Raw genomic sequence first — 23,196 nt, 5'->3', positions numbered from 1 at the left:
GTCTGTCAGATAACTACATGTAGAAACCGGCTCCGCTCAGCGGAGCCGGTTTGCGTTTATACCTATCCCGTTTCAGAGTTTGAGCAGGCGTAGCTGTACGGTGTCCTGTTGGGCAGCCCGTTGCAGGCGTAAGGTTTCCTCGTAGCCTAAGCCAGTAAACTCGGAGTGTTCCAGAAACAGCAAGGGCGACGTCAGCAGCGGCTCCGGCCACGCCGCCACGGCCGGCTGCTGCTGCAATTGCTGGAACTGCTGCACGTTGGTGACGCGCCAGTACGCATCAAGCAGCACATAGTGGTACCCCTGCCGGCGTAATGCGGACAGGTCCTGTTCCTGCATCAGCACCCGCACCGTATCGTTAGGGGTGCGAAAGGGAGCCAGGCCCAGGCCCACAGAGCTGGCCACCGGACCGGCCGCATGGGTCCTGAGCCAAGCGGCTACGGCCGGGTAACTGGTAGGCGAATAGGCGTAGACTTCTTGCTGAATCCGGAAGAGGTTGAGGCTGATGGCAGCCAGTAATACGCCGGCCAGGGCCAGGACCGGTAACCGCCGCAGCTGCAGTAGACCAAGGGCGTACCACAACCCATAAGCCCACAGCAAGCCCCGGGGGGCCTTTACCAGTAACGACATACCCGCCAGCAGGCACCATCCCCACACCGCCAGATACAGTTCCAGACCCGGCGGCGTGCCCCGCCGCAGCTGGCGCAGCAGCAGTACCGGCCCCAGCAGCCCTATCCAGACCAGCCCCGACTCAAAGTCCCGGAGGTAACGCAGATAATACAAAAAATCGGGGTGGAGAGTAGCGGCGCGTCCGGCGGCGTTGGCGGCATCCGGAAAGGCCACTTTGTAGTAAATAGCCGGCCACAGATACCAGGGTAAGCCGGCCGCTACGCCCACCGCGCCCAGCACCAGATAAGGCAGTGCTAACAACGCCGCTATACGCCACCAGTGCCCGTTCCGCCACAATAAGCCATCAGCCCGCCACCATTCCAGCACGGCCAGAATGGGTAACGTTAACAGAAATTTGTAGTTGAAGCACAGGCCCAGCATCAGCCAGATACCGGCGCGGTAAAGCGTGCCAGCCGCCGGAAAGTGCAGCCGTTGGTAATAGGCCCCCAGCAACCCGGCGAAACACAGCAGGCTCCAGGAACTCATGGTGAAGTCGCGGCCGGAAAAGGTGAGAAACACACTGGTTCCCATCAGTAACACCAGCAGGCCGGTTTGCCAGCCGCTTAACTGGGCATTCCGGGCTATATACCGGGCCAGCAGCCCCACCGCTGCCACGGCCACCACGGCGTTCAGATGCTGGAAAACACGGTAATCGGTGGTAAGCCACGCCACGGGCGCATACACTAATGCAAAAGCGGGGCTGCCGTGGTGAAACAGGTGCTGCAACTGGCCCCGGGCTATTTCCTGCACAATCTGCCAGTTGCGCACCGAGTCATAGTCGGGCAGGGCTGCCGCTGCCAGCCCGTGCAGCCGGATGGGCAGCAGGAGCAATAGCGCCGCTACTAGCCAGAGCAGCTGATGCTGAGTAAGGAAACGGGAAGGCCGGGACAGCACGTACGAGGTAGAGAGGATAGGAAAAGACAGGCCAAAACTGTTGACCGGGAAAGGTTGTCGGACCGGATCAGTGCTGATTATGGCTGATACCACCGTACTTGCAGCTTTCTTATTCTCCCGCAAATTACCCAGATTTACGTATGCGCATTGTGCTCCAACGTGTCCGGCAGGCCAGCGTGACCGTGGAAGGCCGGATTACCGGCCAGATTGGCCCCGGGCTGCTGGTGCTGGCCGGCTTCGCTCCTGATGACGATGCCGCCCGCCTGGACTGGATGGCCCGCAAACTGGTACAGATGCGCATCTTCTCCGATGAGGAAGGGAAGATGAACCGCTCGGTGCAGGATGTTGGTGGAGAAGTTCTGGTGGTGAGCCAGTTTACCCTGCTCGCCGATGCCCGCAAGGGTAACCGGCCCAGCTACACCGGAGCCGCCCCGCCGCCTGTTGCCATTCCGCTGTATGAGCAGTTTGTGCAGCTGGTCAGTGACCTGCTGGGGCGCGCCGTAGCCACCGGCGAGTTTGGGGCCGATATGCAGGTGGAGTTGCTCAACGACGGCCCCGTGACGATTGTGCTGGACTCTTCGGAGAAGCAATGAGCAAACCGTTCTGCCCGTACCTTTCGTCTTCGTTTCGCATCATCTCTGCTCCTTATGACTATCGAAGAAGCCCAGCAAACCGTCGACCACTGGATTCAGACTACCGGGGTCCGATATTTCAACGAGCTGACCAATATGGCCATGCTGACCGAGGAAGTGGGAGAAGTGGCTCGCATTATTGCCCGGCAGTACGGGGAGCAGTCGTTCAAAGAATCAGATAAAGACAAAGTGCTGGCCGATGAGCTGGCCGACGTATTATTCGTGGTCATCTGCCTAGCCAATCAAACCGGCGTTAACCTGACCGAAGCCCTGGAAAGCAACCTCCTCAAGAAAACCCAGCGCGACGCTACCCGCCATCAGCAGAACGAAAAGCTGAAGTAAGCACGACATGCCATGCAGCAAAACGGCCGCCCGATACTGTATCGGGCGGCCGTTTCTGGTTGTTCTGCTGCCGTTACCCCTGCAGGTCGAAGGGGCGGGCAATCTGCTGAAAGTCCAGCTCGTGCTTTTGGGCCGTTTCCTGCAGCAAGGCATGCTGCCAGGGCCGCAGCGTTTGGTCGGCCCCCTGCTCAATTATATCGGCAATGAGGCGGTTGCTGAGGACCAGATTCGCCATAATAGGGCTTTGGTCTTCGGCCAGGTGGTTTTTCAGGGCCAGTAGCAGAGCCTCGCGGGCATCGGCCTGGGCGGCTTTGGCCCCGGTAAGCCGACGGCGGAACGGGAAGCGGCGCTGCTCGGCCGGGAGGACTGGCTCGGCGGGGCGGTCTTCGTTGGCCAGCTCTACCAGCCGCTCGGCAAAGGGGCTGCGCTTAAGCTCGGGGTGCAGGCCGGGGGCGTTGCGTAAGTGGCCGGAGCTGGTTACGGGCAGCCGGGTCAGTTCAGCCAGCCGGTCGTTGCTAGCTACCATGTATGAGGGCCGGTCAATGTGGCGAGCTACCTCGTCGCGCAGCAGAAACAGGTCGCGGAACATAGGCAGCTCCTGGGGCTGAATCCGGTACTTGCCTGCCAGACGCAGATAAGGCCGCTCGTCGCGGCTGTAGCGCACTTCCTCCAGCGCCTGGTTTTCCTGCTCCGACCACGTCGTGCGGCCCAGCGCGGCCAGTTTGGCCTGCAGCCGGTCCGTCAACTCGAACAGGTACAGCACGTCGTTGGCGGCATAGTGCTTCTGGCCTTCCGTAAGGGGCCGTTTCAGCCAGTTCGATTTCTGCTCGCCTTTGTCCACCTCCAAGCCCAGCTCCTGCTGAATCAGGCGGCCCAGGGAAATGTTGTTATCGGCTTCGGCCAGCAGCGTGTACTGTACGCTCGTGTCGATGATGTTGCGCACATGCACATCGTACAGCTCATCGAGGAGTAGAATATCGGATTTGCAGCTATGGAAGACCTTTTCCACGGCCGGGTCACGCAGAATAGCCCACAGCGGCTCTAGGTCGTGCGCCGGGTTGGTGAGGGGCAGCGGATCAATCAGGTAAACGATTTCGCCGTCAAAAATCTGAATCAGAGCGAGGTTGCGGCCGTAGCGGTGGCGCATGTCGTCAAACTCCAGGTCGATGCCCACGCGGGGCTTTTGCTGCAGGGCCTCAGCTGCCTGGGCAACCGCGGCGGCTTCGGTGATATACTGGATATCAGGCATTAATAGTACAGGTCGGAATGTGAAGTGCCGGAAACTGCCCGGCAGGTTGGAGTAAAGGTAGGGAGTGAGCAAGTCTGAAACCACCTGACCGCCCTGAGCATGGTGGCGAGCTGGTTGGGAAGATGGGAAAAGCCCACCTAAAAGACCCTAATTGCCTATAAAATGCGTTTATTCGAATACATTGTCGGAGGGAATATTCAGGGAAGACAATGAAACTATATTACCTTACGGACTTAGATTTCTTTTACCGGGGGGCTGCCCCGGATTTTTTTTCACTCTAATCGGCCTCAAGGAGGGCTTGGTTGTATGAAACACAAATACTTGATTCCACTTGGCTGTGGACTGATTTTGGCTACCACTGCCTCGGCTCAAACGCGCACTGTAAGCGGCCGGGTGACGGATGCGGCGGGCACGGGCCTGCCCGGTGTCACGGTACTGGAGCGGGGTACTTCCAACGGCACCAGCACTGGAACCGACGGAAGCTTTACATTGAGCGTACAACCCGGTGCCACGCTGGTACTGAGCTCCATCGGGTTTGATACCCAGAACCTAGTGGTTGGGGACCGGACCAGCGTGACGGCTACCCTGAAAACCGCAGCTAACGAACTCGGGGAGGCCGTGGTAGTGGGGTACGGCACGCAGTCGAAGCAGGATCTGACGGGGGCTATTACGCAACTGGGCGGCCGGGAAGTGCAGAATGCACCGGTACCCAGCTTTGAGCAGGCCATTCAGGGTAAAGCGGCCGGGGTGTTCATTGAAAATTCCAGCGGTAAGCTGGGGCAAGGCATTAAGGTGCGTGTGCGCGGGACCAGCTCCGTGAGCGGCGGTACCCAGCCGCTATACGTAATTGATGGTATTCCCATTATTTCGGAGGACCAGTCGGCTACTGCCGCTGCCACCAACCCCATTGCCGACCTCAATCCCAACGACATTGAGAGCATCAGCATTCTGAAAGATGCGTCGGCGTCGGCTATTTATGGCTCACGGGCATCCAACGGCGTCGTGCTCATCACCACCAAACGCGGTAAAAGCGGCGACACTCGCTTCACGCTCGGCTACCAGACCGGCCGTAGTACGCCCACCAACAAAAAGGACTTCCTTAACGCGCAGCAATACGTGGATTACTTCCGGGAGGCGGGGGTGAATGCCGATCTGGTGGACTTCACGGAAAGCCGACTGCAGCGCTACTCAGCCGGCAACAACGATTACCAGACCGCCGCAGTAAATACCGACTGGCAGGAAGAAGCGTTCCAAGACGCGCCCTTCAGTCAGTATGATCTGAGCGTGAGCGGGGGCTCGGAGAAGACGCGCTTCTTTGTTTCGGGCCTGTACAGCGACCAGTCGGGGATTCTGATTGGGAACAAGTTTGAGAAAATCAGTGCTCGCACCAACCTCGACCATAAGGTATCGGATAAGTTCTCGCTGGGCCTGAACTTCAACCTGACGCGCACGCGCAACAACCGGATTGCCAACGATAACGCCTTCAGCAACCCCATGCAGATTGTGGCGCTGGCACCCATCACGCCACTCATTGATCCGCGTACCAACCTCGTCAGCGGGCAGCTGGACCCCGCTACGGGCAATCCGAACACCAACTACCCCACGTATTACAATCCCGTTCTGAGCAAAATCGGGTCGTCGTACGTGGCATTGGTGTACCGCAATTTGGGCAACGTATACGCGCAGTATGAATTCATCAAGGGCCTGACCTTCCGGACCGAAATTGGGGTGGACATTCTCAATCAGGAAGAAGACCAGTTTGCCGGCCGCGTAACGGCCCGCAACAGCGGCCCCAACAACGGCGACGGGTTTAACCGGCGCGTGACCAATGCCCGCTTCACTACCAACAACTTCCTCACGTACCGCAACACCTTCAACGAAAACCACACACTGGAAGTAGTAGCAGGTACGGCTTATGAGGAGCGCAAAATCAAGTCCAACAGCGTCTCGGGGCAGCAGTTTCCCAGCGACTCGTACCGCACGATTTTCAACTCGGCGCTGATTACGGCAGGCTCCTCGCGTGAAACGGGCAGCTCCCTGGTATCCTACTTCGGCCGGGCCAACTACTCCTTTGCCAACAAGTACTTGGTGAGTGCCAGCCTGCGCGCCGATGGCTCGTCGCGCTTCGGGGCCAACAACCGCTTTGGCTACTTCCCGGCCGCGTCCGTCGGTTGGGTACTCACGGAGGAATCCTTCCTGAGCGACCAGAAGGTGCTGAGCTTCCTGAAGCCGCGCTTCAGCTACGGTCTGACCGGTAACCAGGACTTCCCCGATTTCGGGCCGCGTGGCCTCTGGGCCGGGGATGCCGGCTACGCCGGAGTGCCCGGACAGCGGCCTTTCCAGATTGAGAATCCCGATTTTAAGTGGGAATCAACTCGGCAGGCCGACCTGGGCCTGGAGTTCGGCTTCCTAGAAGGGAAAATCAGTGGGGAAGTGGATGTGTACCAGAAAAAGACGGATGACCTCGCTCTTAACGTAAACGTGCCCGGCACTTCCGGCTTTGCCCGACAGTTCCGCAACGTGGGCAAGCTGGAAAACAAAGGGCTGGAGGTTGCCCTCAACACGCGGAATCTGGAAGGAGCCTTCACCTGGAACACCAGCCTGAACTTTTCCATCAACCGCAATAAGCTTACTGACCTGCAGGGCCAAGTAATTGATGGTGGCTTCCTGAACCGGGCCATCGAAGGCCGGCCCATCGGGGCCTTCTTCGGGGTAGAATACGCCGGCGTGGACCCCGCCAATGGTGACGCGCTGTACTACCTGAACACCACCAATACCGACGGTAGCACCAACCGCAACACCACCAATGTGTACGACGATGCCGTGCGCGTGTACATCGGCAACCCTAACCCCGACTGGACGGGCGGCGTCACGAACACATTTACATTTAAAGGCATTGACCTGGGCGTGACGTTTCAGGGCGTATTTGGCAACCAGATTTACGACGGCGGCGGCAAATTCCAGTCGGCCAATGCTACCGGCGGCTTCGATAACCTGACCACCGACCAACTGGACCGCTGGCAGAACCCCGGCGACATTACCAACGTGCCCCGTGCCGTACTGTTCGACATTCCCCGGACCGGCAACGACTTTTCCACTGGTGGGGCCGGTGAATCGTCCCGCTTCCTGTCCGACGGCTCGTATGTGCGACTGAAAACCGTAACGCTGGGCTACACGCTGCCCGCCTCGGTACTCAAGCTGGCGCACCTCAGTACGGCCCGCCTGTACGTGAGCGGCGTAAATCTGCTCACGTTCACAGATTATAAAGGCTGGGACCCGGAGGTAAATGCCGATTACCTGTCGTCGGATGCAAACACGGGCAACATTTCCCAGGGCAACGATTTCTACTCGGCCCCCCAGGCGAAAACGCTCACGTTTGGTGTAAACATCGGCTTCTAACACCTGCCGGGTTATCTACTTTTTGCCTTCCTGAAGAAAAATCATGAAAAATACTTTCCGCTTCCTGACGCTGACGGCCCTGCTGGCAACCGCCACGCTGACCGGTTGTAACGATAAGCTCGATATTGAGCCCGTTGACCGTATTGATTCTGCCAAAGCACTCAATACCTCCGCCGATGTGGAGGCCGCGCTGGTGGGCGCTTACAGTGCACTCAGCAGCAACCGCCTCTACGCGGGCTATATTCAGTTCACCTCTGAGCTACTGGGCGACGCGGGCGAAATCAGCTTCGTCGGTACATTTACCCAGCCCCGCGAGTACATTCAGAAAACCGTCATTACCAACAACACCTTTGCGGCGGGTACCTGGCTGGATGCCTACCAGACCATTAATATTGCTAACAACGTGCTGGCCAACATCGACAAAGTGTCGACGGCGCGGCGCGACCGGGTAGAGGGCGAAGCGCGTTTCATCCGGGCGGCTCTGTACTTTGAGTTGGTGCGGCTCTACGCCAAAGACTGGAGCAACGGCAGCCCGCAGGCTAACCCCGGAGTGCCCCTGGTTCTGAGCCCGACACTGACATTGGGTGCAACCAACCAGGTGGCCCGCAACACAGTGGCCGAAGTGTACACCCAAGTACTAAGTGACCTGACCACTGCCGAAGCCAAACTACCTGTAACCAACGGCTTCTTCGCCACCCGGGGGGCAGCGGCCGGCATGCTTTCCCGAGTGTATCTGCAGCAGCGCCGCTACGCGGAGGCAGCCCAGGCAGCCAACCGTGTTATTACCTCCAACCGCTACTCTCTGACGGGCACCTACGCCGAAGAGTTTACGACGACGACCAACACGTCGGAGGATATATTTGCCATCCAGATTACCTCGCAGGACGGCATCAACGACCTGAATACCTACTTCTCGCCCGCCCAGCGCGGCGATATTGAAGTACAGGAAGACCATCTCAACCTGTACGAGGCCGATGACGAGCGGGGAGCATTTTTCGATGATGTGTACACGCTCAAATTCGACAACCAGTACGGCAATGTGAAGGTCATGCGGCTGGCCGAACTGTACCTGACCCGCGCCGAAGCCAACCTGCGCGCCGGTACCACACTAGGTGCTACGCCTCTGGCCGACGTCAACCGTATTCGGGCGCGGGCTGGTTTATCGGCCCTCACATCCGTAACCCTGGTTGATATTCTGAAGGAGCGGCGGCTGGAACTGGCATTCGAAGGTTTCCGGTTGTGGGATGCCAAACGCAACAACGAAACCGTTGGGACACTGGCCGCCACCGATGACCGACTGGTGTTACCCATTCCGCAACGTGAGCGGGATGTGAATCCGACGCTAGTGCAGAACCCTGGCTACAACTAAACGCTAGCTGACTATAGCCCTCCTGAACTAAACAAAAAGGCCGCTTCGGATTCCGGAGCGGCCTTTTTGCTGTATGACTCTGGGCAACTTATTCGTCCTCGTCTTCTTCGGTCAGATGCGTGAAATCGAGTTGGGGAGCCAAGCGTAGGGCCTCCCGGATTACATCATCCATCAAAGGCTGAGAATCAGCATCGAGGGTGCGCTCGAAGAGGTTCAGGAGCTGCTCGCCGTCCTCATTCACGTACAGATTGGTGTAGAGCTTCTCGAAGGTAGTAGCTTCTTTATGAATGCTGGCATCGATGGCGGCTACGGAGGGAGCCTTTAGAGCCTTGTACAGCACATCCAGTACCGCGCGGGCTTCCTGCAGGTCGCCCAGGTCGGAGAGCAGCTTCATTAGAGACATGGCTACTCCCAGGCGCACCCGCTCGAAGCGGTAGGCAATATCGGTGGGGCTGGCCTGCTCGAAGGTGCGATAGGCGGCCGTGGTGGTTGGATGGAGGTAACGGGTAGCATCGGCTTCCTGCGGGAAAGCCAGTTGAAGCAGCCGCTGGTAAGGAGGAACAAGCATGAAAAGGCCAAATAGGCCAGCCCAGGGTGGTCTGGCAAAATATAGTTGAGATCTGACGTAACCCCACGGCGCAAAGGTACGATTGTATAAGGTGAAGCGGCCGCCGCAATAGGTCCCGGACTCCCAACCTCCCATTCTCTTCTACTTACTCTCCCGAATTCCCGATGACGCACAAGGAAAAATGGTTGACTTTCGCCCCGGCCGGCCTGATGACGATTGGCCTGGGCAGTTGCCTAGTACAATGGGCCGCCGATAAGAAACGCAACGGTCATCCTACTTCTGAGTGGGTAGCTGCTGGCACCGTGGCACTAGTGGTATTTAATGCTGGTATCAGCCTGTTCGGGCGGGGAGTGGTAGAGAAAATGCGGCACGAAATAGAAATCAAACCATTCGAGCTGGACTACGCCAACGTAGCCCGGTTATAAGCTGAAGGCAGCAATGTGCGAGGTGGAGCGTTCATTCGGGCTGATAACTCGCATTGAATGCTACACTTCGCACGCTCGTTCTCAGTACCTGCACTGCTGACTGAAATAGGTGCAGCCGGTGTAAGTAGGTAGCCCGGCCATGAGCACGGCGAAGTACAGATAAGTCGTGGATCAAAGCAGACAAGCAGACGGAAAGTGGGAGTGGAGGAAACAGAATGTCGATTGACAAAAAGAAAGATGCATTCGAAAGCGTAGAATTGCGTCTTTTGCTCCGTCAGTTCCGTTTTCTTTGGGGCTGACCTTCTGTTTCACGTCGCCGGTTCTGGTGGCCCTATCGTCTGCTCTGTGAGAAAAAACTACTCCCGGATTATCTGTATGTTCCTGTTTGGGTTGCTGCTGGCCCCGGGCGCATTTGCTCAGGCCGTTCTAGCCGATGGGCCGCTGCTTACGCCCCGGCAGTTTCTGGGCTATGAGTTGGGTACGCGCTTCACGCCCCACGCCGAACTGTTGCGCTACGTCGACCATGTGGTGCAGCATAGCCCCGGCCGCATGAAACAGCAGCGTTACGGCCGGACCTATGAAAACCGTCCGCTGGAGCTGGTGTACGTGGCTTCAGCCGAGAACATGACCAACCTGGAGGACATCCGGCGCAATAACCTGCGGCTGGCGGGGTTGGAAACGGGTACGGCTGCCACTAAGCAGCCAGCCGTAGTGTGGCTCAGCTACAACGTGCATGGCAACGAGGCAGTGTCTTCCGAGGCGGTGATGCAGGTGCTCTATGATTTGGCCAACCCCGAGAACCAGCAGGTACAGCAATGGCTGCAAAACCTAGTGGTCATTGTGGACCCCTGCGTGAACCCCGATGGCCGTGACCGGTATGCACAGTGGTACAACCGAGTAGCCAACCAGCGGCCCAACTCCTCGCCCCTGAGCTGGGAGCACCATGAGCCCTGGCCCGGTGGTCGCTACAACCACTACTATTTCGACCTGAACCGCGACTGGGCCTGGCAAACCCAGCAGGAAAGCCGCCAGCGGATTGCCGTGTATAACCAATGGCTGCCGCAGGTACACGCCGATTACCACGAAATGGGCCCTTCGGCGCCTTATTACTTCTCGCCGGCGGCTAAGCCCTTTCACGCCGACCTCACGGAGTGGCAGCGCAAATTCCAGAACATCATCGGCGACTACAACCGCAAAGTCTTCGATAAGAACAACTGGCTCTATTTCACCCGCGAAACCTACGACCTGTTCGCCCCCTTCTACGGCGACACTTGGCCCAGCTTCAACGGGGCCATTGGCATGACCTACGAACAGGGCGGCGGCGGCCCCGCTGGCGTGAGCTACGCCAAAGCCGATGGCGACACCCTAACGCTGACGCAACGCATTGAGCACCACCACGCCACCAGTCTGGCCACCATGCAGGCCGCCTCCGACCGCCATCAGGAGTTGATTCAGCAATTCCGGAAGTTCTATACCGACGCCCGCACCAAGCCGAAGGGCGAGTACAAATCCTACGTGCTGGCGGGTTCCTCCGACCCCGGCCAGGTGCGTGCCCTGACTCAGTACCTCGACCGGCAGCAGATCAGCTACGGCTTTGCCGCCAAACGCAGCCGCCAGAGTGGCTACAACTATACCACCGGCAAAACCGAAGCCGTGCAGCTTGAGCCCCGCGACGTGGTCATCAGCATGTACCAGCCCAAATCGACATTGGTAAAGGTGCTGTTCGAGCCTCAGGCTCAGTTGGAAGATTCGCTTACCTACGACCTCACAGCCTGGTCATTGCCCTATGCTTTCGGGCTGAAAGGCTATGCCCTGAAAGGCCAGGTGGCTACGGCCAGCACGCCGCCTACGGTGGCTACAGTGGTGGAGAAAGGCGGGAAGGCCGCTCCAACCCCAACCGAGGCCCAACCCGCCGCCGACCGGCCCTATGCGTATCTGGCGCGTTGGAACAACCTCCAGGATGTCCGGTTCCTGAGCCGGCTGATGCAGCAGGGCGTGAAAATGAGAGTAGCCGATGAGCCTTTTGAAACGGAAGGGCAGAAGTACCAGCGTGGCACCCTGATTATTCCGCGCACCGGCAACGAGCGGCTGGGCACGCGCTTCGACCAACTGGTACACGCCCAGGCCGACTCGGCAGGTGTGATGGTACAGGCCGTACAATCGGGTTTGTCTACCACCGGCGGCGACCTGGGCTCCCGCTCCGTACGGCCCCTTAAGATGCCTAGTGTAGCTATTCTGGCTGGCCCCGGCATTGATGCTACTGCTTTCGGAGAAGTCTGGCACTTCTTTGAGCAGCAGGTGGGCTACCCCGTAACGGTGCTGGGAACGGACTATTTCAACAGTGTTCCGCTAAGCAAGTTTGATGTGCTAGTGCTGCCTGATGGCCGCTACGATGATATACTAACAGAGCGCGGCCTCGAAAACGTGAAAACATGGGTGCGCGGCGGTGGTCGTCTTATTGCCCTCGAAGGAGCATCCCGTTTCCTGGCTGGCAACAAGGACTTCCTGCTCAAAACCAAGCCGGCCGATACGGCGGCCACCGGCAAAAAAGCCAACCCATACACCGCCCTGCGCCGCTACGCCGATGCCGAGCGGGAGGAAATCGGGGAGCGGGTGCAGGGCAGTGTTTACCGCGTCCAGCTCGATAACTCGCACCCCCTGGCGTTTGGCTACGGCGAAACCTATTATGCCTTGCTGCGGGATATTCCCAACTACCGTTTTCTGCCCAAAGGCGGCTGGAACGTGGGCGTACTGAAAAAGGACAGCTACGCATCCGGTTTCGCCGGCCGCCGCGCCCAGCGCGCCCTCACCGACAGCTTCGTACTCGGTACCCAGGATATGGGTCGGGGCCAGGTCGTTTACCTCGGCGACAATCCGCTGTTCCGGGCGTTCTGGCAGGGCGGTAAGTTGCTATTCGGTAACGCCGTGTTTATCGTCGGGCAATAGAATCGACAACTGTGACCAGGCAAAAAGCCCCGCCAACTCAGTTGGCGGGGCTTTTTGCTTGGTCACGAAATAGATTAGTCTACTACGTCTTCCGTTTTGTTCTTAACGGCTTTAGCACCTTTTTTCACGGCACTACCGGTTTTCTTGGCGCCCCGCTCTACGGCGTTACCCGTTTTCTTGCCGGCGTACTTTACGTCTTCTTTGGTATTGTAGGCTTTCTGACCGGCTTTCGTGCGGCCCGTGCGGGACTCTACTTTTACCGTACCGTTGTCGCGCTCCGAAACGGTGGTTTTGGCACCGGTAGTTTCGTCACGTACGGTTGTTTTATCACCCTGGGCGAAGGCGGCCGTCGAGAAAACTACGGCGGCGGCCAGGAGCATTATCTTTTTCATGAGGAGAGTCTGATTGGAGAAACTAGGATTTGTGTCCTTATACGGTCCTACAAAAAATAGTTTTACTTACCCTCATGATACCAAACGATTACCAGTGCTTCCTCAATGCCAGAAATAAAAATACCCAGTTGATTTACTGCTTCTTGTATTCTATTTGAGCCTTCGGTTGAAACCACTATGCTGCCGACAACCAAATTACGGAAGCAGCAGAGAAGAGTCGCCGTAGCTCAGAAAGCGGTAGTTGTTTGCCAGTGCATGCTGGTATACCTGCCGCCAGGCAGGGCCGAGCAAAGCCGCTACCAGCAGTAACAGGGTACTTTCCGGCTGATGAAAATTAGTAATCAGGCCGCGCACCATCCGGAACCGGTAACCGGGCGCAATCAATAGCTGGGTAGTGGCATGAAGCGTATCGGAGCCTGTTATTTCCAACTGGCGAAGCAGCGCGGCCAGGGCATCCTCCAGCGTTACTTCCCGCTGTTCTTCATACGGCTGCCATTGACTGACGTGCCAGATGGGCACCGCTTCCGGATGTTGCACCAGACGTGCGCCCAGCCAGTACAGGCTTTCCAACGTGCGCAGGCTGGTGGTACCCACCGGAATAATTGGCTGGGGCAAATGGGCCTGAAGCTGCCGCAACGTAGCCGCGGTTACACTGATGGGCTCCCCGTGCATGGCATGGGCGGCCATATGCTCCGCCTTAACGGGCTGAAAAGTACCTGCGCCAACGTGTAGCGTTACGCGGGCAGCTGAAATTTGCCGCTCCTTCAGCTCCGCCAATACCGCCTCGGAGAAGTGCAGGCCGGCCGTAGGAGCGGCCACAGCTCCCTCGTGGGCCGCGTATACCGTTTGGTACCGCACGGCATCCACGTCAGTATCGGCGCGGTTGAGGTAGGGGGGAAGCGGCAAGTGGCCCGCTCCATGCAGTACTTCGGCAAATGGCAGGGTTGCCGGCTCCCAACTGAATCGAATCAGAGCATAACCGTCGTGTTGTTCAATCCGTTCGGCAGTCAACACCGCCGGCTGGCCGAGGGCTTCAAACTCCAGCGTTACAGGGCCTTTTTTCCATCGCCGCCCATTGCCCACCAGGCATTTCCACACGCAGCTGCCCGTTTGCTGCATAGCGGGCTCGATGGCTTGGTGGGGCGCTACCGGCTCCAGGCAAAACAGCTCCACCATACCACCTGTTGGCCGCCGCACGAACAGGCGGGCCCGCACCACTTTGGTGTCGTTGAAAACCAGGAGGCTACCGGTTGGCAGCAGCGCGGGCAGTTCCTGAAACTGCTGGTCAGTTATACTGCCCTGCTTGTACAGCAATAACTTCGACTGGTCGCGGTTGGGCAGCGGCTCCGGCGCAATTCGCTCGGGGGGCAGCTGGTAGGTGAAGTCATGAATGGAAAGCTGACGGGGGTCGGGGGGCAAAACTGACATGGCCACAAAGGTAATGCCCCCGTACCACCCGGCCACCTGACCAACCAGGCCAAGATCAGCGCTGGAAAATCAGCAGATGCTGCTGCGGTAACGATTCAATGGAATCCGTGAGGCGTAACCCCAGAGCCGCCATTTCGCGTCGGGCCTGGGCGATGCTCATCTTGTGAATACGCTTGATGGGTACCTCAGCGTCTTCCGCCCGGTATTCCACCAGTGCTACCCGCCCAGCCGGGGCAAGGGAGTTACGAATGGCACGCATCATTTCCCGGGGATGGTCAAACTCGTGATACGCATCCACAATGAGCACCACATCCACACCTTTGGCAGGCAGATTGGGGTTATCGGTAGTGCCGCGTACCGGTACCACATTGTTGGCGCGGATCCGGTCCTTGGTTTCGCGCAAAGCCGTCAGCATCTCCGGCTGAATATCCACGGCCAGCACCCGACCCCGGGGCACCAGCGGACTTATCCGGAAGGTGAAAAAGCCAGTACCGGCTCCAATATCCGCTACTACATCGGTGGGCTTCAGCTTCAGCTCGCGCAGTAGAATATCAGTGCCTTCTTCCTGTTGCCGGTCGGCGCGTTCCAGCCAGGAGGCTCCTTCGTGGCCCATTACGTGCGCAATCTGGCGGCCCAGGTAGTATTTGCCAATGCCATTGAGGTCCTGCGGAGGGCGCCGCTCATAGCCGCTGGTATCGGGTACGATCTGGCGGCGCGCCTCAGTAAGCTGGGCGGCGGTACTTTCAGTGAGCGGCTGGGTACAGGCCAGGGGCCCGAGCAGCAGACCAGCGGCGCTTACCAGTAACAGGGACTTGGGATGGAACGGCATAGGCACAAAGTAACGGTGCAGGCTCAACATTTACCTGCCGATAAGGGTTCGGGCGGAGCAAACGTTGAGCATAGTAACCCAGGCATATACAGCAACGTACCCATTCTGGCCGCTGGAAAAAGCTGGACTGTAAAAAGAATAAATCCTGTTTTTTTGCCGCCTTTTCCTAATTTGGCCCGTACAAGTCCCGTTTGCATACCATTCACTAACCCTCCTTTCCCTATGAAGCACCTGTCCGGTCTCCTCCACAAGCTTACGGCCGTTGCCGCCGTAGCCGTAGCCCTCAGCAGCTGCAACCGCGCCGAGTACGCCATGCTGCCCAAAACGTCATCGGCTTATCATGGCACTCAGCGCGCCGTGGCCGTAACGCCCGCTCCAATCACTGAAACTACTGTTACTCCGGTAACTACGGAAGTAAGCACTCCGGCCGTTCCTGTACCCGCTGCTGCTGCCCAGGCTGCCCCAGTAGCTGCTGAAAAGTCTGCTGTAGCTGCCGCTCCGGCCAAAGCTGCTGCTCCTGCTCCCAAGCTGAACTTCGCTCAGAAGGCCTTGGTTGCCAAACTGACAAAACAGGCTAACAAGCTGTCGGCTAAAGCACAGGTGAACAAGAAGTCGGAAGTTGCTGCCAAGGAAGATGCCAACGCCATCAGCCGTAACATCAAGCTCGGCATCATCCTGCTGCTGATTGGTATTCTGGTAGGTCTGATTAGTGGCATTCTGGGTACCGTTATTGCCATTATCGGTATCGTGTTCATCGTACTTGGTCTGCTTGACGAAGTGTAAGCTGAATCTTACCGCTAGCAATACAAAACGCCTCGGTGAAAACCGGGGCGTTTTTTTTATTCCCTACTTATGCGTTGTTTGCCGCTCGTTAGCCACTTGTTTTTATTCACTTCGTCGTAATTCTACTCATGCGCTTTGTTTCGTGGAGTATTCTATTGCTCACTGTGCTGGTGAGTGGTTGCCAAAGTAGCCGATTTGCCGCTTTTCGGCCCGATGCGCCGACCTATCATGTGCCTACGTCATCCCAACCTGCTCCGGTAGTAGCTGCCGAGCCGGCGGTGCTTGAAGCCACTACCAATAGTGGGACTTTCATGGCGGAAATGCCTCCATCGGTTTCACTCCGTAAGCGGACAACCGCAGCTTTACCCGCAGAGCAAAAATCGGCAGCAGTTACTGCCCCCGATACGCTGTATGGCCGGCCGGTAGGGCGAGGGTGGCCGCAAGCTGCTTCAACCCCGGATGTATTTCCCAAAACCGACTCGTCAGTTCCTGATCCTGCTACTACCACCGTAAACGTAATTGGCGGGACGCTGGTGGCTGCCGGGCTCGTAACACTTGTAGTCAATGCAGATTCGGATTCTGGCTCGGGCACTGACTGGGGACGTCTGTTTTTGGGTCTCATTGCCTTGTCCGCCATTCCTATTGGGGTAGCACTGTTGCTTTATCAGGGTAAAAACGGCCGGCAGCGGCTGAAGCGGGAAGCTCGGCGGCAGGCGCGCAAAGGCACTGTTCCGGACGCTACCGCCGCCCCGGCCTCTTCTGAATCTGGCCCTAGTGACCGGCCCTTGCGGAGAATTGGTATCGGTCTGCTGCTGGGCGGGGCTGTATTACTGGCCGTTGGGGCGCTACTGTCACCGTATGGGCTCCTGTTCTTCGGGCTGCCCGGCCTGATACTCCTCATTGCCGGCCTGATTGTAAGCGTTAGCGCGATATAGTGGCTCAACAGCTATAGTTACATCGGGTCCACGTCCACGGCAAAGCGCACCTGCTTGAACTCTTTCTGGTCGCGGAGCAGATCGATGGCGGCCAGTACATCTGCTTTGGCAGCACGCAGTACGGTGTGTTCCCGGCTCAGCTTGATGGTGATTTCCTGCAGGTAGAAGTTGCGGATACGGAAGATGTACGGCGCTTCCGGCCCCAGCACAGCCTCGCGGCCCAGCCGGTCCACCAGTTCCTGAGTAAGCTGCAGGGCCGCCCGTTCGCCCACGCTCACGTCCATGTGCTTTACCGTGAGGCGAATGATGCGCATAAACGGCGGATAACCATGCTCGCGTCGCTGCAGAATCTCATACTCGTAGAACTCCAGGTAATCGTTGCGAATCACCTTGTCGAAAATCACCTGTTCCGGGTCGCCAGTCTGGATGATGACTTTGCCTTTCTTACCCTTGCGGCCCGCTCGCCCGCTCACCTGCACGAACATCTGAAATGCCCGCTCGTGGGCCCGGAAATCGGGGTAGTGAATAATACTGTCGGCGTTGATGATACCCACCAGGCTCACGTTGGCGAAGTCCAAGCCCTTAGTTACCATCTGCGTACCTACCAGAATATTGGTGTTCTGCTTTTCGAACTCCGAAATAATCTGCTGGTAGGCATTTTTGGCCCGCGTGGTATCCAGGTCCATGCGCTGCACGTTGGCGGCCGGCAGCATCACTTTGAGGTCGTCTTCCAACTTCTCGGTGCCGAAACCCACGGTTTTTACGTTGCGTGAGCCGCAGGCCGGACACTGGGCTACCATCCGCTCGTGGTAGCCGCAGTAGTGGCAGCGCAGTTCGTGACTGTGCTTGTGGTAGCTCAGGCTTACGGCGCAGCTCTGGCACTTCGGAATCCAGCCGCAATCCAGGCAGTTGATGAATGGCGCGTAGCCCCGCCGGTTCTGGAAGAGGATAATCTGCTCCTGCAGGGCCAACTTACGCTCCATTTCCGCCATTAACTCGGGCGTGAAGTGGTTAAGCATGGTTTTCTGCTCCCGGCTTTTACGCGTGTCTACCAGCTCGATTTCGGGCAGGCCGGCTTCGCCGAACCGCTTGGTCAGCTCCACCAGCCCGTAGCGGCCGGTGCGCGTCTGGTAATAGGTTTCTACCGCCGGTGTAGCCGAACCCAGCAGGGTCTTGGAGCCCTGGAAGTTGGCCATCATCAGCGCCACCTCGCGGGCGTTGTAGCGCGGGGCCGGGTCATACTGTTTATAGCTCGATTCGTGCTCCTCGTCCACAATGGTAAGCGCCAGGTTATCGAAGGGCAGGAAAATGGCCGACCGCACGCCTACCACCACTTGAAAGCGGCCCGACAGCACCCCGTTCCAGACTTCCACCCGCTCATTATCCGAGAACTTAGAGTGGTACACGCCCAGCCGCGAGCCAAACACGCGCATCAGCCGGGTGACAATCTGGGCGGTAAGGGCAATTTCGGGCAGCAGGTACAGCACCTGCCCGCCGCCGTCGAGGGCCTGCTTGATCAGGTCGATGTAGATTTCCGTTTTGCCGGCGCCCGTCACGCCGTGCAACAGCACAATGTCCTTGTCTTGGAACTGGCGCATGATGTCCTGGCGGGCCGTCTGCTGGGCCTCGCTCAGGGTAAAGTGGATTTTGGCTTCGGCATCGTCCTCATCCAGCGGGAAGCGTGACACAATCTGGTCGAACTGTTCTAATACGCCGTTTTTGATGAGCGTATTCACGGCGGAAGGGGAGAGGTGGGGCGCTGAGGTAAGGGCCGCCTTTTCCAGGCCTTTGTGGTTGGCGTGCTCGTTCTGGTACACGGGCACCCGCTGGAGGTAGCGCATCACCACGTCCAGCTGCTTGCTCTTGCTGGCCAATTGGGCAAACAGCTGCTCAATGGCTGCCTCCGAAATGTACTGGTGCGCCAGCCGAACCTTCTTCAGCACCTTGGGCGAGTACTTATCCTGGAGATGCTCGAACAGAAACACCACGTCCTTCTGCATCAGGGACTTGATGTACTTGTGGAAGGAAGCAATGCCCAGCAGCTCGCCCACCTCTGTAAACGTCATGGATTTGCCCTCCTCGCCGGTGCTGAGGGCATCCACTACCTTCTGCTCCTGCTCGCTGAGCGGATACGGGTTGGTTTCTGCCTCGAAAGCCGGATGAAGCTGCACGCGACTCTCGGAGCTGAGCTTAAGGGCGGCCGGTAAGGCGGCGTTGATTACCTCACCCAGCGTGCAGAGGTAGTACTCCGCTATCCAGCGGAATAGCTTGAGCTGGGGCTGCGTCACGACCGGCGCATCATCAATGAATTCCAGGATGTACTTGGCCTGATACTCCTTGGGTGGGTGCTCATGCACGGCCGCCACAATGCAGCTGAGTGTCCGTTTGGCCCCGAACTGTACAATTACGCGGCCGCCTACCACCACTTGGTCGTTCAGCTCGAAGGGCACGCGGTAGGTGTACAGCTTGGGTAGCGGCAACGGCAGAATTACGTCCGCAAACAGCGTAAGGCGGTCGGCAGCGGGTTCCGGTTGGGGCTGAACAAAATCAAACGTAAGACTCAAAGGAAAGCAAAAGCAAGAGGTGGACGCACGGCCAGACAGAGGATGCCAAAAGACCCGCGCAAAACCGGCCCAACCGTTGGCAGCAGCGTCGGCAACAATTAGTAAAGATACGCCGCCCGGGGCCGTGAGAGAAGCCCACCGGAAAATTAGAAACCGGCCGCCGCACGGGGCCGCTTACAACCTGTATCGGCTAGGCCATAATTCTCCCGAAACAGAAAATTCAGTTCGGCTCTGCCGTTACCCGTTAAAAATAAAACCCGGCCGATAGGGGCCGGGTTTTACCTCAGGTAGTTTCAGGCGCATCAGCCGAGGGCTTACGGCGAGGTGGACGCGGCTTGCGCTTCGCGGCGGGTCTGGCCTCGGTATCTGGTTCCGGAGTTGCAGGCTGCGGTGCCGGTGCTGGCTCCACAACCGGAACGGCCGCATTGGCAGCGGCCTTAGTCTTACGGGGCGCCCGTTTCCGTGCGGTAGGCGCCGGAGCAGCCGGCTTAGAGGGTACTGGCTCCGCAACAGCCGGGGCCAGTGGCTCAACTGTTTGTATAACCGCTGGTGTTTCCGTAACTGCTTCGGGGGCAACCACCGGTTTCTTTGGCGCGGCCCGGCGGCGCGGCTTGGGTGCAGCGGGAGCTTCCGGAGTTACCTTGGGCGCAGCTTCTATAATAGCTGCTACGGGCGTTTCCACAACCGGTGTTTCCTCCGGCGTTGTTGCAACGGGCTTTTGCCGAACCGGAGCTTTCCGGACGCGCGGTTTCGCGGGAGCTTTGAGCCTCACTGAAGCAACCACCTCCGCTGTCTGCGGCTCAATAGCCTGAATTTCCACGGCTTCGGGCAACGTAGCAGCTACCGGCTGTAAAGCAGGGGCTTCCGGCAAGTCGATAACGGAAGCGGAAACTTCAAACTCGGCCGCTACTGGTGTTGTATCTGCATCAGATTCCGCGTACAAGGGCTGGCGGCCCGACCGTGCGTTGTCGCGCGATGGCCTTTCCCGCTTGTCGCGGCGGTTGTTACGGGCACGACGGGTGGGTTCCTCCACTGGTGTTTCTTCCGTTGAGGACGCTTCGGGAGCTTCTTCGGAAACCGTCGCTGTCGGCTGCCGTAACTGCTCTTCGGTGATGTACACCACTTCCGAAGCTGGCTCCGTTACTGAGGTTTCGGCCGCTGGCAGGGCTACCGGCTCTAATGAAACAGAAACTGCTGGCTCGTCCTGCGTGGTGGCAATACCGTTGGCGGCTGCTTCCGCCGCCAAACGCGCGTGCTTACGCTTGGTCCGCTTGGCTCCGCCACGGGAACGACGCTTCTTGCGCCGTCCGGCTTCTTCCAGTCCTGCTTCGGCCTCGTCCTCCTCTTCGTCTGCTTCCTGCTCGTCAGCCATGCCGGCGGCGTATGCGTGTTCGTACGCCACCTCAGCCGATGCCGGTACAGTAGCAATGGGTGCGGGAAGAATATTTCCCTCTTCCTCAGACTCGTCATCAACGTCCGGCTCGTCTGTTTCCAGCAGCACGCCAGCACCTTTGCCCAGCAGCGTAGCCCGTGAGTAAGAGCGAGCTTCTATCGAATGAATAGTGGTTATCGGTGCAGCAGTGGTAACCTCCGCTGTCGGAGTAACGGGTGTTTCTTCGGCGTATGTGCCAATATCAATGCGCTCCTCTCCGTCGTCTTCGTACTCGGGCTCTTGTACCGAGGGGATAACTGGAAGGGGTAACGCAGCCAATTCCCGCTCCACATGCAGCGTTTCCATGCGCACATCAGTTTGGGAGCCGATCTTGCGTAACCGCTCCAGCGTAGCTTCCAAAAACTGCCGGTGTTCCGGTGCGCCGGCATATAGTGGCCGGTGGCCCAGCGCCTGGCGCAGGCTCTCCCATTCCTTCTTGAAGCGCCCGAAAGCTGCGTCGAAATACGTACGGGTAAATCGCTCCCAGATGTAGTTTTCCGCCACTTCTGAGGGGTGCAGCATGTCGGAGGCATAGAAGCGGTAATCCCGCAAATCGTCCATCAACAACTCGTAGGCCGGGAAGTACGTCACATCGGGCAGCAGCTCGCTCAGGTAATGACAGGCTACGCGCAGCATCGACTTGCTGGCCGAATTCAGCACCAGGGTATCCTTCAGGTGCCGAACCGGACTCACCGTCAGAATAAAGCGTAGGCGCGGATTTATGCGGCGCAGATACGCGTGGGTTTCCGCCACGGCCGCAATAATGTCATCGGCCGTCAAAAGCTCCTTATCGAACTTGTCAGCGGGCAGCTTATGACAGTTGTTGATTAGCTCATCGGTTTCGCGCAGGCGATACGCAAACGCCGAGCCCAGCGTGAGCACCACGGCGTCGGCGGTAGCTAGAAACACGCCGGCTTCCCGCGTCAGCGTCTGGATGCGCTGGAGCAACTCCACCGGGGAGTCGGCCCCCAGCTCGGCGTGCAGGTCGTGGCTCTGCCAGCGGCCCCTGGCTTCGACCAGGTGCTGCTGCCAGTCCATGTCTTCACCGGCGGCGGCGCGCAATAGCTTACAAGCCGAAATGGGGTTGAAAACGTTGCCAAACGGATTGGCCATCGTCGCGACTTTGAACTCGGTCAGGCGCGAGCCGATGGAATCCGAAAAGCAGGAGCCTATCGTCAGCACCCGGGCCGAATGCGGCAGCTGTTGGGGATGAGGCGTAAGCGGTAGTTCAGTTCGAAACATTGGATGTAATACGGCCCTCGGCGGGCCAACGGACGGGCAACCTACTTAACATCTTGCGTTCAGCCAAACGACTTCCTCTGCAAGCGCGCGCCTACCAGACGCGAATGAGGTTACCACCGGAATAAAATGACGGAGTGTGAGCTGGCCAGACCAGTTGTCGGCGGTAGCCATAGGTTCTACGTGTAAAGGTCGCAATAGTACGGCTTCGCAACGAAGGACGGCCAAACAAAACGCCCGGTTGCCAAAGCAACCGGGCGTTTTGAAAAATAACCTGTTCGCAGGCAGCAGCTTATTCGGCTACTACGTTGAAGCGAACTTTGTGCTTCACCTCACGGTGCAAATCAGCAGTAGCAGTGTACTCGCCAACAGCGCTGGGCTCCGAGTCGAACGACAGACGCTTACGGTCTACGTCGATGCCTTTGGCTTTCAGAGCGTCCGCCAGCTGCAGCGTGGTTACCCGACCGAAAATACGGCCGCTTTCACCCACTTTAGCCGGAATGTCCAGCACCATGTCACCGATCTGATCAGCTACGCCCTGGGCGTCACCTTTCACCTTGTCAGCCTTGTGGGCTGCCTGGCGTACGTTTTCGGCTACGATTTTCTTGTTGGTCTTGTCAGCCAGAACGGCCAGACCCTGCGGGAGCAGATAGTTACGGCCGTAGCCGGGCTTTACAGCAACGATGTCGTTCTTGTAACCCAGACCTTTAACGTCGTCTTTCAGAATTACTTCCATGTCTTTATGAGAAGTGAGACTGAGAGAGATAAGAAGTGAGACTATGTTCTGACTGCCTTAAGGCTGAATAGAATACAGTCTCACTTCTCACTTCTAACTGTCTCAGGTCTACAATCTATTTCAACGAGTCGGTTACGTAGGGCATCAGGGCCAGGTGACGGGCTTTAGCCACGGCCTGAGCTACTTTGCGCTGGAACTTGAGGCTGGTGCCGGTGATGCGGCGGGGCAGAATACGGCCCTGCTCGTTCACAAACTTCAGCAGGAAGTTCGGGTCCTTGTAATCAACGTACTTAATGCCGTTCTTCTGGAAGCGGCAATACTTCTTGCGGGTATCCTGCTTGTGGATCTTTTCGTTGGCGAGGCTCATC

Annotated in this window: 18 protein-coding genes; 8 read left to right on the top strand and 10 right to left on the bottom strand. The window is 58.1% G+C overall.

Translation table 11 applies throughout. The features are described 5' to 3' along the window. Positions 1-72: 72 nt before the first annotated feature. On the bottom strand, positions 73-1,560 hold the full coding sequence (locus tag HSW_RS16545; protein ID WP_044002845.1) for a hypothetical protein: 1,488 nt from the start codon (positions 1,558-1,560) through the stop codon (positions 73-75). 140 nt (positions 1,561-1,700) lie between these two features. Here HSW_RS16545 and dtd point away from each other — a divergent pair, with 140 nt between their 5' ends. Together dtd and HSW_RS16535 are read left to right on the top strand one after the other, a co-directional pair. After that, entirely contained in the window at positions 1,701-2,153 is a 453-nt protein-coding gene (gene dtd / locus HSW_RS16540) for a D-aminoacyl-tRNA deacylase (RefSeq protein WP_044002844.1), read from the top strand. A gap of 54 nt (positions 2,154-2,207) precedes the next feature. After that, positions 2,208-2,534 carry a nucleotide pyrophosphohydrolase gene (locus HSW_RS16535; protein ID WP_044002843.1) on the top strand — a complete coding sequence of 109 codons (327 nt, stop codon included), beginning with the start codon at positions 2,208-2,210 and terminating at the stop codon, positions 2,532-2,534. Positions 2,535-2,607: 73 nt separating this feature from the next. Here HSW_RS16535 and HSW_RS16530 read toward each other — a convergent pair whose 3' ends face one another. Beyond that, complete coding sequence (locus tag HSW_RS16530; protein WP_044002842.1) at positions 2,608-3,783, bottom strand: ribonuclease D; 1,176 nt, start codon at positions 3,781-3,783, stop codon at positions 2,608-2,610. A 306-nt stretch (positions 3,784-4,089) separates the two neighbouring features. Here HSW_RS16530 and HSW_RS16525 point away from each other — a divergent pair, with 306 nt between their 5' ends. Both HSW_RS16525 and HSW_RS16520 read left to right on the top strand, forming a co-directional pair. Continuing rightward, the gene (locus tag HSW_RS16525; RefSeq protein ID WP_044002841.1) at positions 4,090-7,182 is read left to right on the top strand and encodes a SusC/RagA family TonB-linked outer membrane protein; all 3,093 of its coding nucleotides are present in this window, start codon (positions 4,090-4,092) and stop codon (positions 7,180-7,182) included. Between the two features lie 43 nt (positions 7,183-7,225). Beyond that, positions 7,226-8,551 carry a RagB/SusD family nutrient uptake outer membrane protein gene (locus HSW_RS16520; RefSeq protein WP_044002840.1) on the top strand — a complete coding sequence of 442 codons (1,326 nt, stop codon included), beginning with the start codon at positions 7,226-7,228 and terminating at the stop codon, positions 8,549-8,551. Between the two features lie 88 nt (positions 8,552-8,639). Here the strand turns inward: HSW_RS16520 and HSW_RS16515 are convergent, their stop codons facing one another. Beyond that, a complete protein-coding gene (locus HSW_RS16515; protein ID WP_052346539.1) occupies positions 8,640-9,119 on the bottom strand; it encodes a hypothetical protein in 480 nt (159 codons plus the stop codon). Between the two features lie 164 nt (positions 9,120-9,283). Here HSW_RS16515 and HSW_RS16510 point away from each other — a divergent pair, with 164 nt between their 5' ends. Further along, positions 9,284-9,544 carry a hypothetical protein gene (locus HSW_RS16510; RefSeq protein WP_052346538.1) on the top strand — a complete coding sequence of 87 codons (261 nt, stop codon included), beginning with the start codon at positions 9,284-9,286 and terminating at the stop codon, positions 9,542-9,544. Between the two features lie 375 nt (positions 9,545-9,919). Further along, positions 9,920-12,490, top strand: a complete 2,571-nt coding sequence (locus tag HSW_RS16505) for a M14 family metallopeptidase (protein WP_044002838.1) — start codon at positions 9,920-9,922, stop codon at positions 12,488-12,490. A gap of 74 nt (positions 12,491-12,564) precedes the next feature. On the opposite strand, the gene HSW_RS16500 is transcribed toward HSW_RS16505, so the two are convergent. The 3 genes from HSW_RS16500 to HSW_RS16490 all read right to left on the bottom strand — a co-directional run bounded on the left by HSW_RS16500 (position 12,565) and on the right by HSW_RS16490 (position 15,139). Further along, positions 12,565-12,882: a hypothetical protein gene (locus tag HSW_RS16500; RefSeq protein WP_044002837.1), complete on the bottom strand. Its 318-nt coding sequence runs from the start codon at positions 12,880-12,882 to the stop codon at positions 12,565-12,567. Between the two features lie 195 nt (positions 12,883-13,077). Continuing rightward, positions 13,078-14,310: an S-adenosylmethionine:tRNA ribosyltransferase-isomerase gene (locus HSW_RS16495; protein ID WP_044004938.1), complete on the bottom strand. Its 1,233-nt coding sequence runs from the start codon at positions 14,308-14,310 to the stop codon at positions 13,078-13,080. Positions 14,311-14,365: 55 nt separating this feature from the next. After that, complete coding sequence (locus tag HSW_RS16490) at positions 14,366-15,139, bottom strand: class I SAM-dependent methyltransferase (RefSeq protein ID WP_052346847.1); 774 nt, start codon at positions 15,137-15,139, stop codon at positions 14,366-14,368. A 222-nt stretch (positions 15,140-15,361) separates the two neighbouring features. Here HSW_RS16490 and HSW_RS24590 point away from each other — a divergent pair, with 222 nt between their 5' ends. Both HSW_RS24590 and HSW_RS16480 read left to right on the top strand, forming a co-directional pair. Then, the gene (locus tag HSW_RS24590; protein ID WP_044002836.1) at positions 15,362-15,922 is read left to right on the top strand and encodes a hypothetical protein; all 561 of its coding nucleotides are present in this window, start codon (positions 15,362-15,364) and stop codon (positions 15,920-15,922) included. 626 nt (positions 15,923-16,548) lie between these two features. Further along, the gene (locus HSW_RS16480) at positions 16,549-16,857 is read left to right on the top strand and encodes a hypothetical protein (protein WP_044002835.1); all 309 of its coding nucleotides are present in this window, start codon (positions 16,549-16,551) and stop codon (positions 16,855-16,857) included. A gap of 17 nt (positions 16,858-16,874) precedes the next feature. Here the strand turns inward: HSW_RS16480 and priA are convergent, their stop codons facing one another. The 4 genes from priA to rpsR all read right to left on the bottom strand — a co-directional run bounded on the left by priA (position 16,875) and on the right by rpsR (position 23,195). Then, positions 16,875-19,421, bottom strand: coding sequence for a replication restart helicase PriA (gene priA, locus HSW_RS16475; RefSeq protein ID WP_044002834.1), 2,547 nt, complete (start codon positions 19,419-19,421; stop codon positions 16,875-16,877). 283 nt (positions 19,422-19,704) lie between these two features. After that, positions 19,705-22,095, bottom strand: a complete 2,391-nt coding sequence (locus HSW_RS23000; protein ID WP_052346537.1) for a GSCFA domain-containing protein — start codon at positions 22,093-22,095, stop codon at positions 19,705-19,707. A gap of 289 nt (positions 22,096-22,384) precedes the next feature. Further along, a complete protein-coding gene (gene rplI, locus HSW_RS16465) occupies positions 22,385-22,828 on the bottom strand; it encodes a 50S ribosomal protein L9 (protein ID WP_044002833.1) in 444 nt (147 codons plus the stop codon). 115 nt (positions 22,829-22,943) lie between these two features. Continuing rightward, positions 22,944-23,195 (bottom strand): 30S ribosomal protein S18, encoded by a 252-nt coding sequence (rpsR, locus tag HSW_RS16460; protein WP_044002832.1) that lies wholly within the window; start codon positions 23,193-23,195, stop codon positions 22,944-22,946. Position 23,196 lies beyond the last annotated feature (1 nt).

The organism is Hymenobacter swuensis DY53 (assembly GCF_000576555.1).
Classification (GTDB): domain Bacteria; phylum Bacteroidota; class Bacteroidia; order Cytophagales; family Hymenobacteraceae; genus Hymenobacter; species Hymenobacter swuensis.
The sequence above is the reverse complement of the archived record's forward strand: the minus strand, read 5'-3'. Positions and strand labels throughout refer to the sequence as shown.

Bases quoted from the DNA above. Each gene is read 5' to 3' on its own strand.
- dtd (WP_044002844.1), top strand. From the start codon at position 1,701: ATGCGCATTGTGCTCCAACGTGTCCGGCAGGCCAGCGTGACCGTGGAA.
- HSW_RS16535 (WP_044002843.1), top strand. From the start codon at position 2,208: ATGACTATCGAAGAAGCCCAGCAAACCGTCGACCACTGGATTCAGACT.
- HSW_RS16530 (WP_044002842.1), bottom strand. From the start codon at position 3,783: ATGCCTGATATCCAGTATATCACCGAAGCCGCCGCGGTTGCCCAGGCA.
- HSW_RS16525 (WP_044002841.1), top strand. From the start codon at position 4,090: ATGAAACACAAATACTTGATTCCACTTGGCTGTGGACTGATTTTGGCT.
- HSW_RS16520 (WP_044002840.1), top strand. From the start codon at position 7,226: ATGAAAAATACTTTCCGCTTCCTGACGCTGACGGCCCTGCTGGCAACC.
- HSW_RS16515 (WP_052346539.1), bottom strand. From the start codon at position 9,119: ATGCTTGTTCCTCCTTACCAGCGGCTGCTTCAACTGGCTTTCCCGCAG.
- HSW_RS16510 (WP_052346538.1), top strand. From the start codon at position 9,284: ATGACGCACAAGGAAAAATGGTTGACTTTCGCCCCGGCCGGCCTGATG.
- HSW_RS16505 (WP_044002838.1), top strand. From the start codon at position 9,920: ATGTTCCTGTTTGGGTTGCTGCTGGCCCCGGGCGCATTTGCTCAGGCC.
- HSW_RS16500 (WP_044002837.1), bottom strand. From the start codon at position 12,882: ATGAAAAAGATAATGCTCCTGGCCGCCGCCGTAGTTTTCTCGACGGCC.
- HSW_RS16495 (WP_044004938.1), bottom strand. From the start codon at position 14,310: ATGTCAGTTTTGCCCCCCGACCCCCGTCAGCTTTCCATTCATGACTTC.
- HSW_RS16490 (WP_052346847.1), bottom strand. From the start codon at position 15,139: ATGCCGTTCCATCCCAAGTCCCTGTTACTGGTAAGCGCCGCTGGTCTG.
- HSW_RS24590 (WP_044002836.1), top strand. From the start codon at position 15,362: ATGAAGCACCTGTCCGGTCTCCTCCACAAGCTTACGGCCGTTGCCGCC.
- HSW_RS23000 (WP_052346537.1), bottom strand. From the start codon at position 22,095: ATGTTTCGAACTGAACTACCGCTTACGCCTCATCCCCAACAGCTGCCG.
- rplI (WP_044002833.1), bottom strand. From the start codon at position 22,828: ATGGAAGTAATTCTGAAAGACGACGTTAAAGGTCTGGGTTACAAGAAC.
- rpsR (WP_044002832.1), bottom strand. From the start codon at position 23,195: ATGAGCCTCGCCAACGAAAAGATCCACAAGCAGGATACCCGCAAGAAG.